Annotated in this window: 11 protein-coding genes; 4 read left to right on the top strand and 7 right to left on the bottom strand. The window is 43.0% G+C overall.

The features are described from left to right. Positions 1–148 precede the first annotated feature (148 nt). Positions 149–1,801, bottom strand: a complete 1,653-nt coding sequence (gene groL / locus ACT3QN_RS09685) for a chaperonin GroEL (protein WP_444521753.1) — start codon at positions 1,799–1,801, stop codon at positions 149–151. A gap of 123 nt (positions 1,802–1,924) precedes the next feature. Next, complete coding sequence (gene groES / locus ACT3QN_RS09680; RefSeq protein WP_444522803.1) at positions 1,925–2,215, bottom strand: co-chaperone GroES; 291 nt, start codon at positions 2,213–2,215, stop codon at positions 1,925–1,927. Positions 2,216–2,691: 476 nt separating this feature from the next. Here groES and ACT3QN_RS09675 point away from each other — a divergent pair, with 476 nt between their 5' ends. Next, the gene (locus tag ACT3QN_RS09675) at positions 2,692–3,474 is read left to right on the top strand and encodes a DUF3108 domain-containing protein (protein ID WP_444522804.1); all 783 of its coding nucleotides are present in this window, start codon (positions 2,692–2,694) and stop codon (positions 3,472–3,474) included. A 111-nt stretch (positions 3,475–3,585) separates the two neighbouring features. Here the strand turns inward: ACT3QN_RS09675 and ACT3QN_RS09670 are convergent, their stop codons facing one another. Then, entirely contained in the window at positions 3,586–4,035 is a 450-nt protein-coding gene (locus tag ACT3QN_RS09670) for a hypothetical protein (protein ID WP_444529196.1), read from the bottom strand. A 109-nt stretch (positions 4,036–4,144) separates the two neighbouring features. Continuing rightward, positions 4,145–4,762, bottom strand: coding sequence for an NAD(P)H:quinone oxidoreductase (gene wrbA, locus ACT3QN_RS09665; RefSeq protein ID WP_444529195.1), 618 nt, complete (start codon positions 4,760–4,762; stop codon positions 4,145–4,147). A gap of 256 nt (positions 4,763–5,018) precedes the next feature. Between wrbA and ACT3QN_RS09660 the strand changes: the two genes are divergently transcribed. The 3 genes from ACT3QN_RS09660 to ACT3QN_RS09650 all read left to right on the top strand — a co-directional run bounded on the left by ACT3QN_RS09660 (position 5,019) and on the right by ACT3QN_RS09650 (position 9,640). After that, complete coding sequence (locus ACT3QN_RS09660) at positions 5,019–6,608, top strand: YihY/virulence factor BrkB family protein (RefSeq protein WP_444529194.1); 1,590 nt, start codon at positions 5,019–5,021, stop codon at positions 6,606–6,608. Next, positions 6,595–8,211, top strand: a complete 1,617-nt coding sequence (locus ACT3QN_RS09655; RefSeq protein WP_444529193.1) for a DUF2254 domain-containing protein — start codon at positions 6,595–6,597, stop codon at positions 8,209–8,211. The genes ACT3QN_RS09660 and ACT3QN_RS09655 overlap by 14 nt, the downstream gene beginning before the upstream one ends. 154 nt (positions 8,212–8,365) lie before the next feature. Next, entirely contained in the window at positions 8,366–9,640 is a 1,275-nt protein-coding gene (locus tag ACT3QN_RS09650) for a cation:proton antiporter (protein ID WP_444529192.1), read from the top strand. A gap of 77 nt (positions 9,641–9,717) precedes the next feature. Here the strand turns inward: ACT3QN_RS09650 and ACT3QN_RS09645 are convergent, their stop codons facing one another. From ACT3QN_RS09645 to ACT3QN_RS09635, 3 genes are read right to left on the bottom strand one after another with little or no spacing between them, the layout of a single operon-like run. Next, positions 9,718–10,266 carry a DUF2127 domain-containing protein gene (locus ACT3QN_RS09645; protein WP_444529191.1) on the bottom strand — a complete coding sequence of 183 codons (549 nt, stop codon included), beginning with the start codon at positions 10,264–10,266 and terminating at the stop codon, positions 9,718–9,720. Next, the gene (locus tag ACT3QN_RS09640; RefSeq protein ID WP_444529190.1) at positions 10,259–11,470 is read right to left on the bottom strand and encodes a dihydroorotase; all 1,212 of its coding nucleotides are present in this window, start codon (positions 11,468–11,470) and stop codon (positions 10,259–10,261) included. Before ACT3QN_RS09640 ends, ACT3QN_RS09645 begins: the two co-directional genes overlap by 8 nt. Before the next feature lie 57 nt (positions 11,471–11,527). Beyond that, the gene (locus tag ACT3QN_RS09635; RefSeq protein ID WP_444522810.1) at positions 11,528–12,601 is read right to left on the bottom strand and encodes an aspartate carbamoyltransferase catalytic subunit; all 1,074 of its coding nucleotides are present in this window, start codon (positions 12,599–12,601) and stop codon (positions 11,528–11,530) included. Between the last annotated feature and the right edge of the window lie 321 nt (positions 12,602–12,922).

Genomic DNA, 12,922 nt, shown 5'->3' with positions numbered 1-12,922 from the left:
CAAACACTTCCACAGAATATTTATAAATCTAGTGCAAAGCGCTTTATAGATTGACTAAAGCAGTACGACTAGGCAACCAAGTAAAGAGTGTACTCAATGTACATCGAGCGAGGTTAACAACGTCGTACAAATTTAGTCGAGGCATAAATTACATCATGCCGCCCATTCCACCCATACCGCCCATTCCACCAGCACCGCCGCCCATAGCAGCCATACCGTCATCACTTTGTGGTAGATCAGTGATCATCACTTCAGTGGTTAGCATTAGACCTGCAACAGATGCTGCATTCTCTAGTGCTGAGCGTGATACTTTAGCTGGATCAAGGATACCCATCTCTAGCATGTCACCGTACTCACCAGTTGCCGCGTTGTAACCATAGTTACCGCTGCCGTTTTTCACTTCATTAACCACAACTGATGCTTCTTCACCAGCATTGGTCACGATTTGACGCAATGGCGCTTCCATCGCACGACGAAGGATATTCATACCTGCGTTTTGATCGTCATTCTCACCTTGAAGTTCAGACAATGCGCTGATCGCACGTACCAAGGCAACACCACCACCAGGTACAACACCTTCTTCAACTGCTGCACGAGTTGCATGTAGCGCATCGTCAACACGGTCTTTCTTCTCTTTCATTTCTGTTTCGGTTGCTGCACCGACTTTGATCACTGCTACGCCGCCTGCTAGCTTAGCAACACGTTCTTGTAGCTTTTCTTTGTCGTAGTCAGAAGTAGATTCAGCGATCTGACGGTTGATAGACTCAACACGGTTTTCGATGTCAGCTTTGTTGCCAGCGCCATCAACGATAACGGTGTTTTCTTTACCGACAGTGACTTTCTTAGCGGTACCAAGTTGTTCTAGAGTAGCAGTCTCTAAGCTTAGACCAATCTCTTCAGAGATTACCGTACCACCAGTTAGAGTCGCGATATCTTCTAACATTGCTTTACGACGATCGCCGAAACCTGGTGCTTTAACAGCACAAGTTTTCAAGCCGCCACGCATGTTGTTTACAACTAGTGTTGCCAATGCTTCGTTTTCTACATCTTCAGCAATAATTAGCAATGGCTTGCTTTGCTGCATGACTTGCTCAAGTAGTGGCACGATTTCGCGGATGTTGCTGATTTTTTTGTCAACCAATAAGATATATGGGTTTTCAAATTCAGCCGTTAGGCTATCTTGCTTGTTTGCGAAGTATGGGCTGATGTAACCACGGTCAAACTGCATACCCTCTACAACTTCTAGGGTATCTTCGAAGCTTGAACCTTCTTCAACAGTGATAACGCCCTGCTTACCAACTTTTTCCATCGCTTGCGAGATCAGCTCACCGATTTTGGTGTCTGAGTTTGCAGAGATAGAACCCACTTGAGCGATTGCTTTGTGATCGTCAGCTGGTGTTGATAGATTATGGATTTCCTTAACTGCCTCGCGTACCGCTTTGTCGATACCACGTTTAAGATCCATTGGGTTCATGCCAGCAGCAACTGACTTCATGCCTTCTTGCAAGATAGACTGAGCCAATACAGTCGCAGTAGTTGTACCATCACCAGCAACATCATTAGTACGACTCGCTACTTCACGTACTAGCTGAGCGCCCATGTTTTCGAATTTGTTTTCTAGCTCGATTTCTTTGGCAACTGAAACACCGTCTTTCGTGATAGTAGGTGCGCCAAATGATTTGTCGATAACTACGTTGCGACCTTTAGGGCCTAATGTTACACGTACTGCGTTCGCTAGAACGTTTACGCCGTCCATCATTTGTTTACGGGCATCAATGCCGAATTTTACGTCTTTTGCCATGTTAAATTACTCCAATATTATAAGTATGAGAATACAATTGATTGATTTGATATTCGCTTATCAAAAGCGGTTATCAGAAACTGTGATTCAAATGTGCTGAGTATAAAATAATACTCACAAGGACTAACCTTCTAGCACACCCAATACATCAGACTCTTTCATAATCAATAATTCTTCACCGTCGACCTTGACAGTTTGACCAGCATATTGACCGAACAACACTTTGTCGCCAGCTTTTACATCTAACGCACGAGTGTCACCGTTGTCACGAACTTGACCATTACCAACAGCAAGCACTTCACCTTGTGAAGGTTTTTCTTGTGCTGAACCAGGAAGCAAGATACCACCAGCAGTCTTTGTTTCTTCTTCTATGCGGCGGACGACAATACGGTCATGTAAAGGACGAATGTTCATCGATATGACTCCAAAAGTTGATTGATAAAATTAAGGGTTTATTTGAATTAATGTCTCAACACCAGTATCTATAGGGAACACTGCCAAAAACAATGCTTTGTAGATAAGCCTTGAGCTTGTATCAAAAAGTGGGGGCAAGATGAGTTTGGTTCAAGTGTAAAGCCCAAAAATTTACAAGATTATTTTGCAAAAATTTATCGATCAACATTCCATATCAATGAATAATGTTTATTAAGGTCGAGAGACTAATCAAACAAAGGATAAGAAATAGCGATATTCAAAAATATTATCTATCTAAGCCTATATTTTGATTAATACGAAATTGGCTATAGAAACATTTGCTACACGCACTACACGAAGCGGTATAACACCACGCTTGAAAATGTAACAGCGTATGACCATTATAAGTCTGGTAAACATAATAAGAACGAACGAAAAAGTTGCTATATCGGCAATAAATTAATGAAGGGGTATCTATGAGTTTTTCATCAATGCACAAAAAACTATCAAGCGGCAATGCTAATAAGTCGGCTAATAACGCAAAACGCCGTCCATCTAAATTTTTATCTGCCTTAGTAACGGGTATTAGTATTTCTACAGTTGGAGCTTTAAGTATGACCGCACCTACCCTTGCTAGCGCAAAAACTATTCAACCATCAACTGCCAATTATAGCTTTACCGTCGAAGACAAATACAAAGGCACAGCAACCCGTACGCTAAGCAAATCTGGTAATACTTGGAAGTATAAGGTTAAGGCTCGCGTTGCTGGTGTGGCTAGCGCTTCGCAAAACAGCACCTTTACGATTAATGGCAACAATGTCAGTCCGACGCAAGCTAGCACCACTTACAAACTACTCGGCATGGGTCGCACACATAAACTAGACTTTAGTCCGAGCAGCAAAAAAGTTACCAGTAACTATAAAGGCAAGTCGACGACTATGAATATGTCGCAACAAGCCTTTGATGATTTAAGCCTTGAGGTACAGATTCGCCAAGATTTATTAAACGGTAAATTCTCTGGTAATTATTACATGGCGAAGAAAAACAAAATCGAGAAGACACCATTTAAAAAATCAGGCAACACTAAAATTACCGTACCAGCAGGTACATTTGATACGGTTCGTGTTGACCGCATCCACGATGACAATAGTCGCTCTACCAGCTTTTGGTTAGCACCAAGCTTAGACTACCTACCTGTGAAAGTTAGCCAAATTAACGACGGTAAGAAAATGGATTTAGAATTGACTAAAGCCAACTAATCTACTTATTTTTAAAGTGATAAATAAAAAAAGCGGCGCTCTATTTGGAGCGCCGCTTTTTTATGGTTTTAAATGGTTAGATATAACTTAATAAGTATCAAATAGACTAAATCACTGACGGGGTTTCTTCACAACGTTGTTCATTGAAGGCAAACGTTTGAGTAAAATGAATAGCCAAACATTAATGGCCAGCAGTAATAAGAAGTCCATTGCATACACAGCAATTTCAGCCCAGCTGCTGCCATATATACGCGTAAATAGCACCACCCCACTCGCACCCAAATATACTAGGGTAAACATACTGCTTATCAACAGTGCATAAGGTGAACGACCGCGCAATATCCAAGGGGTCAGAATCAATGCTGGCACGAGCCATAATGCCTGCCAAGCAATACCGCCAACGATATCAGGGCTACTAGGATTAAAGATACTAATAAAGATAGGCAATCCGAGCAGTCTATAAACGAGCCAAATTAACCACGTCACCATCAAACGCCGTGCAATGGGTGTGATAGGCTTAGCCGTTTTTTGAGGCTTTGTAGTAGAGCGGGTGGTAGCCATTAGATATTTTGATTTCCTAAATGAATAATATACTGCTGAACATTAATAATGTAACTCTCGTAGATTTTGAGACTTAGACAATTCGAGATAGCAGGTTTATAAAAATTGCTTATCGGTTCCATTTAGCCTGTGCTAATGCCGCTGCGGTAATCGCTAAACGGCGACCCTGCGCAATACCCAAATCTCGTTCGTCAGCAGATATTGGCTGATCATGCGATGCACCGCTGACATGGCTGGCACCGTAAGGCGTACCACCGCGATGCGTACGATTCAGTGCTGGCTCTGCATAAGGTACACCTACGATGACCATACCGTGATGCATCAGCGGCAACATCATTGTCAGCAATGTAGTCTCTTGACCACCATGCATAGAACCTGTAGCCGTAAACACTGATGCAGGTTTGTTCTGTAGGTTTCCTGCCAGCCATAAGGTCACGGTGTTATCCCAAAAATACTTCATAGGCGCTGCCATATTACCAAAGTGCGTTGGACTACCAAGCGCAAGACCACTACAGTTTTTAAGATCGTCCATCGTACAGTACAAGTCACCCTCATCAGGTATCGCAGGCTTACTTGATGTGGTTTCAGGTGCCACTGTCGGTACCGTACGAATACGCGCAGTCATGCCAGCATCTTCAATACCTTGAGCAATAGCATATGCTAACGTCTTAGTCGTACCGTAATTAGAATAATAAAGCACTAAAACATAAGGGGCGGTCTGACTCATTAGCAAAGCTTCCTTATAAAATCGTTAACCGTACTAACCACCAAAAATGCGGTGAAATATACGACTAACTGGCATTGTTGAATATGTGCACATTATGCCCGAGTCATTCACTGTCATGCAAATAACCATGATTGATAACCTAACTTATATTGTATCTGATGCTCTATATAGTGCATGTAGACACAATTAAACCGCAGATGATAACTGTTCATCTTTGTTACACTATTGTCACTCTTACTTTTGCTTGATGGTCGACATGGAAAAATTATCTCAAAAATTCCCGTTTTTACAGCAGTGTTGGTTTCAGTTCTTACGGTTTTTAATTCGGCACTTTTTTGAAGATAACTGCCAACAAAAAGCGGCTTCATTGACATATACCACTATGTTGTCGATTGTGCCCGTATTGACGGTATTACTGATGATTTTGTCGTCCGTACCAGCACTCGCGTCAGTCAGAGCTCAGATTTATGACGTCATTTATAGCAATCTATTGCCTCAATCAAGCATGCAAGTTAGTGAGTACATCAATAACTTTGCTGAAAAATCATCTAACCTAACCATTATTGGTGCCATGATTTTATTCTTGACGACTATCATGACATTGACCACTATCGAGCGTGCGTTTAACCAGATCTGGCGAGTGGAAGATCGCTCTGGCGGTATCAAAAGTATGCTGCGCTATTGGACTATCGTTACCTTAGGACCGTTAGTACTGGGTACAGCTTTTATCGCGTCAAGTGCCGTACAGAGTCTGAGTTTTCTTAACCGCCAAATTGCAGGTTATGGTATCGACTGGAGCTTTTGGGTACAAATGGTGTCGATTGGTATTACGACGGCAGGCTTTATCGGTATGTATTGGTTTATTCCAAAGGCACGCGTACCAGCAAAAAATGCAGCCATCGCTGGCGTGTTCGTGGCTATTATTTTCGAATTAATGAAGCACCTGTTTGGTACAGTAATGACTAACTTTACCAGCTACGAAGCGATTTACGGCGCCTTTGCTGCATTGCCTATTTTTTTACTATGGATTTATTTGTCGTGGAATTTGATTTTATTGGGTGTTGAAATTAGTTACACCTTGACGATTTTTGAGACAGAAGAGGTTTATCCTCGTCACCCATTACTCAGTTTGTTAGATATGTTGAACTTAGTCTATACCCACCATTTAAAAGGTGAAGCCGTTAGCGAGCAAGCCCTGCGTAATGTCTTAGGACGTAAAGAGCTGCCAAAATGGTATACCTATATCAATTACCTGCAAGACTGTAATCTTATCACCATGACAGATGATGATGACTACGTACTCAAAAGAGACTTGAGTCGAATGACATTGTGGGACTTCTATCGCACCTTGCCCTATCCGCTTCCTATCAAGGACGAGTTGGATGAAATGAAATTAGAAGGTCAGAAACCTTGGCTGAGTTTACTGGTAAAACGTTTTGAAAACACCGAAGCATATGCCAAACGGCAATTATACTTGCCACTGAATACTATCTTTGCTAATAGCGAACCTCGTAAACAATCTATCAGTAAACATGACGATGATGGTAAGTTATTTAGAAAAACCTCTGACGCAACTGAAAATGTATCACGACATGATAAGCTAGATGGACATGGTGCAAGTATCTATAACAGTAATAACGCAAACCTCGAATCTTCACCGCATCTTGAACCTATGGCTTATGATAAAGACAGTGATATTGAATATGATGATCACGACAATGAAGCCCTCATACCTCTAGGGACAAGTGATAGTCATAGCGAGACAGATACGACCAGACGTGCGCATAAAAACGCTATTATTACAGAAGCAGATAACCCTAAGGCTAATCACAGTGAACAAAGATAATGGAGACAGTGTCTGGACACGTACTATTAATGCAAGTCAAACTAGGCTTAAGCAGTTCACAAAGTTGTGGTCGATACAAACGCTAACCGACTTTCCTGATCGCTTAAATAATTTTTGGCAATGGCTTATCGGTACCTACTGGTTTATCCCGACAGCTTGCGTTATTGTCGGTATTTTACTTGCCCCTTTATTAGTCGCTATTGACCAAAATTTCGATCGCGAAACGGTAAAAGAGATCTCCTTTGCTTTCACTGGTGATGATGAAGCTGCACGCGCTATTATGACCGCTATTGCTGGTGCCGTATTGGGCGTGGCAGGTACGACGTTTTCGATTACGATCGCAGTACTATCGATGGCATCCTCACAGTTTGGTCCAAGACTGCTACGTAATTTTTTGACTGACACCCCAAATCAGTTTGTCCTTGGCGCTTTTATCGGTACCTTTAGCTATAGCTTGCTGGTGTTGAAGTCTATCCATAAATCTGATGTGGCTTTTGGTGTACCCCAGTTAGCAGTGACTTTTGCCATTATCATGGCGATTGTCTGTGCCCTACTTTTGGTTTATTTTGTGCAGCATATGGTTCATGCCATTCAAGCGTCACACGTCATTCAAAACGCTAGCAACGATGCGCTTGCAAACATTCATTACTGGTACAACGATAGGTGCGATATCCAACATCAACGCGATGCTGAGCACCATGATATCGAGCAGTTCCAAAACTGGCCTGCCATGCCTATCTACTCACCCCAAACTGGTTATCTACAACAGATTTATCTTGAGTCATTGATTGCCTTGTCACAAGAGTACGGCGGCGTGGTACAGATGCATGTCAATATTGGTAATTACATTACTGACAGAAATATCATTGGTTATTTCTATCAGCGACCTGCGTCTCATCCAAATAACCAACAAAGAACAGCAACCCCGCATCTTGCTGTGATACCGCGAGCGCCTGATGGACTGTTTTGGCAACGTCTTGCAGGTTGCCTGCGACTTGAGCAACGATTGGCGCACTCTAACGATATTGCCTATAGCTTGGGCCAGATGACGGAAATTGCTGTGCGTGCACTATCCCCCGGTATTAATGATCCAAAGACTGCGGTCAATTGCGTCCAGTCTCTGACCAGCTGTCTGAGCATTATGATGCGTCGTCAGCCGCCAAGCCCTTATCATTTTCATATACCGCAGTCAGAAACCGACGATACTTCTGAAACCTCTGTTAAGCAAAAACGACTGGCAATACTGACACTAGTCACTCACACCCCCAAGATTTCTGACTTTATCAATATATCGCTTGGCGAGATACGTCGTTATGCAGCGACTGACTTGATGGTTTTAAAAGCATTATGTCAGGCAATGGTCAATTTGGATTATGCACGGGTAAACAGCGCGCAGCAGCAAACGCTATTACATGAATTACATCTGATTCAACGAGCGGGAGAAGAGAATTTGAATTATCAAGAGTTGGTCGATGATTTAATTGCTATGTGTGAACAAGCCAAGGAGTTCATCCTTGATAATGATGCACAGCACAAGCACTTCAATTATGTCAGTGAGTTTGAAGCCGATATTCGTCAAGCGTTACAGACACAGTCTAGTTAATGATATGACCAACTAATCGTTTAAATAGATGGCCGTATCAGCCCTTGTAAACACATTAACTATCATCACAATACCTGTAGCTAAAAATACTTATAACGTCTCTATAAGCCACGCGCTTTGGATAATTTTTATATTTATATGAGATCTACTCCTTATGGCATCTGCAACCAGCCTCACCATACTAGAAATCAGCGCCATATTCTTATCGATCACTGCTTCATTAACCTATATTAATCACCGCTTTATTGGTTTACCGACCACTATTGGTGTCATGGTCATCTCTATCTTACTGTCAATCGGTGCGATATTTTTGGGCTTTTTAGGATTTGATCAGTTGATTGATTACGAAGTCAGTTTATTAGAACAGCTTGATTTTACCGAAGTATTACTAGACGGCATGCTGTCGATGTTGCTATTCGCAGGCGCATTACACGTCAATATTGGTGATTTAAGACGCTACAAGTTACCTATTGGCATCCTTGCTGGTCTTGGTACGATCATATCAGCGATGCTCATCGCGACCGCGATTTACTTTATGTTGCCATTGTTCGGTTTTGATCTGCCATTTCTGTGGTGTCTATTGTTTGGTGCGCTTATTTCCCCTACCGATCCTATTGCCGTCATGGGTATCCTGTCATCAGCAGGTGCGCCAAAAAGCATCGAGACCGTCATCGCGGGCGAATCATTGTTTAACGATGGTATCGGCGTGGTTATCTTTGTTTTATTGCTGGGTATTTTATCTAGTGGCGATATCCCGACTGCCAACTACGTCGCACATACATTGGCAGTCGAAGCTGGCGGCGGCGTGGTATTCGGACTGGTACTTGGTGCAATTTTATATTGCTTGCTCAAGAGTATTGATAGCTATCAAGAAGAGGTGTTATTGACATTAGCAGGCGTTATCGGTGGCTACGCGCTGGCCAGTCATTGGCATTTATCAGGGCCACTAGCCATGGTGATGATGGGGCTGATGGTTGGTAATCGTGGTCGCGAGCTGGCGATGAGTGATAAGACACGTCACTATATTGATTTGTTTTGGGAATTAATCGATGAGATTTTAAACGCGATTTTGTTTGTGCTTATCGGTCTAGAAGTGGTGATGATTGCTTATTCCGGCAACTTATTTATCGCAAGTGGTTTGACGATTTTTATTGCGCTCGCTGCACGTTTTATCGTTGTTGGTATGACAACCAAGAGCTTTCACCGTCAGCTTGACTTGCCCACGGGCGCATGGAAAGTTCTGACATGGGGCGGTTTACGCGGAGGAATCTCAGTCGCGTTAGTATTGCAGCTACCAATCGGGACTGAACGCGAGATTTTATTGGCACTCACTTATGCAGTAGTGATTTTCTCTATCTTGGTACAAGGTCTGAGCGTTGGGAAAGTCGCTAAAAGCATTCGTACCGATGAAAAGACAGTAGATGTGTAAAGCGCAAATATAGTGGGTATAAAAAATCCAGCATAAGATAATTATCTTATGCTGGATTTTTTGTTTTAATTTAAACGCTATATCAAACCTTTACGTTTCATATTGCGATAAACTACGATAACAATGAGCAGATTAGAGACCAATATTCCAAGCTTAAACCAGTCAAATGGGCTAACGATCAGATAATAGATTTCTATAGGAATAAATATCCCATAACCTAATACCCCAAACCAATATGCCCATGTTTTGTCATGCCATAAGCCATACGCTTCTAGGAAGCGCAAACTGGCGTAAGCAAATATCAATAACAAAAACATCGGCCAGTTTTTACTTGCCTGCTGAGCAATACGTACAGCACTGTCGATTTGCGGGCCAAGCAGATGACCGAAACTGCGCTGCCAAGTAACCGTGACCGTCGTCAGCCAATGCTCAAGATTGGTATGCCACCACCATAACGCCCCTGCTCCTAGTAACGCACCAACACCTTTCACTGCCTCATAAATGGCCACCGCCTTAATAGACTCACTCGCTGTACTGCGCGGTTTTTCTTGCTGACCATTCATGGCAACCCCATTATCTTTCGAGGATGGCGGCAGATGGTTATCCTGTCGGGGCAGATTAACCAAAGAATGTCTCCACAACACGTCCTTGCAACTGCTGATTGAAAAACGGCGTGTTTTTACCACTTGACAGCATAGATTGCGCGGTTACTTGCCACTCAAGATTGGGGTCGACTAATACTGCACCGCCTATCGCTTCGTATTGCTCACTAATACCAGCGATTTTTGCAGGATTCAGGCAGATTTTATCAACGAGTTGCTCCAAGGTTAATACCTCATCATGTACTAGCTGACAAGCTAACGCCATAAAAGTATCGAAGTTTGAAATACCGGGTGTACTTTCAGCAAACGGTGCTTTTTTAGCCGTACTATTTAGTGGCTCATGATGACTACAGATAGCATCGATAGTACCATCCTTTAATCCGCGGCGGATTGCCTGCTGATCAGTGTTACTACGTAGCGGTGGTAACACATACGCCTGAGCATTAAAGCCCTCAAGATTGTCATCGGTTAAGTAAAGCTGATGCATCGCAACATCACACGTAACAGGCAGACCTTTGTCTTTTGCCCAACGCATAAGCTCAATGGAAGACTTACAGGATAGCTGACTAAAATGAGCAGCGATTCCGGTCTCTTCAACCATTAATAGCTGCGTAGACAAGGCAACAGTTTCCGCAATCCAAGGAATCCCTTGCAGACCATGGTAAGAGGCGATATAGCCCTCATGTGCTACGCCATCTCCAGATAGACTTGGCTCATTAGAATAAAAGAATACTTTCATACCAAAGGTTGCCGCATACTCTAGTGTGCGTAGCAATACTAAGTCATTGCGAAAAGGTCTACGCGCATTGGATACTGCGATACAGCCGCCCTTTTTGAGCCCTGCGATATTAGACGGTCGTTCGCCCTCTAGTCCTGTGGTCAACGCACCCAAGATATGTAAGTAAATACCGCCATCACTCAAGGCGCGCTCGCGTAAACCTTTTAAGAGTGAGCCGTTTTCTAAAATAGGATTGGTATCGGGCGGTGTAACCACATGCAAGAATCCATTACCACGGGCAGCACTGCCTTCTGATTTTAGCGTACCGTGTTGCTGTTGGCCTGGCTCACGCAAGCGTGCGCATAGATCTACTAGTGGTGGTAGTAACCACGTCTCACGTCCAGAATCGAATGTAGACAGTTTTTCTATTGCGGATTGCGGCAGTGCATCTTTGAATGCTTTTGGTAAATGGTTAAAAATGGGTGCATCCGTATTAAGCATGGTGGACATAACGTTATTACCGTATCAATAAATGAAATAAATGAGAATAAGTCGCGTGGTAGACGGTTACTTGCCAGCCGCTTGATGAGCACGTTGACCTTCCATCGCAAGCGATAAGACTGCCATTCGAATGGCAATACCGTTATTTACCTGCTTTAAGATAACAGATTGTGCACCATCAGCCACACTAGAGGCAATCTCAACACCTCGGTTCATTGGCCCTGGGTGCATCACCAATGCATCAGGCTTGGCGAGCGCTACTCGCTCTGGCGTAATTCCATAATGCTTATAGTATTCACTTGATGATGCTAATAGTGGCGAACCGATACGCTCGTTTTGTATTCTCAAGCCCATGATCACATCACAGTCAGTGACACACTCGTCCATGTTTTCATATACTTTTACGCCAAAACGCTCGATACCTTTAGGCAGTAGAGTACGCGGCGCACAAACACGGATGTCTGTCACACCTAATGTTTGCAATGCACTGATATCAGAACGTGCTACACGTGAGTGTTTAATATCACCAACGATTGCAACAGACAGTTCCTCAAATGGACGCGGTGCCTCACGGTGGATGGTCAACATATCGAGCATTCCTTGAGTAGGATGCGCATGCCAACCATCACCGCCGTTAATGATAGCAATATCAGGCGTGACTTCTGTTGACATAAAATGCGCGGCACCCGATGCTGAATGTCGAACCACAAAAATATCCGCGGTCATCGCCTGTAGATTCCACAGCGTATCGCGTAGACTCTCGCCTTTTTTGGTGCTAGAGCGTTCGATATCGATATTGAGTACATTGGCACCCAAGCGTTTTTCCGCCACTTCAAATGTCGTCCGCGTACGAGTCGATGGCTCAAAAAACAGATTCATTACTGTATAGCCATCCAACTCAGGACGATTAATTAGCTGTCCATTTTCATCAAAGAAAGTCTCTGCTTTTGCGATAATAGCTTTGAGCTGTGCTTTATTGAGACCTTCAACACCTAAGAAATGCCTGATACCGCCATCGGTGTTGAGCTGCGGACGACTCAGTGACGTATTGAGCCTTTGGTGAATCGTATTGGGATCAAATTTTGCATAATCAGTCGGTGAGACTGGTTGTGTAGCGCTACTATCGATAGAATTTGACATAATGGCGAGTCTTTATTGTGGGTTTATATGAGTCTATAGTAATCACTTATTCATCTTTGTTCGATCATTTATCACTGATAGGCATAGATACAAAGGACATTTTGACGCTTATTTGCTACAATTTACCGTAATAAAATTCGACCGAAAAATAGCCTCAGCAGACAATCAGAAAGCATGAGTAAACATGCTGTATTCTCATAGAGAATAATTCTGACAAAACTATAAATGAATAACAATAGATATAGTGTAGCCGATTTTGTGGTCGGGACAAAGATACCGTATTAGCTATTTGAGAATTTACCTATTTTAGGTGTGCTGAAT

The sequence above is a fragment of the Psychrobacter sp. AOP7-C1-14 genome, assembly GCF_052376135.1.
Taxonomy (GTDB): Bacteria; Pseudomonadota; Gammaproteobacteria; order Pseudomonadales; family Moraxellaceae; genus Psychrobacter.
This window is presented reverse-complemented; position numbering and strand designations above follow the sequence as displayed.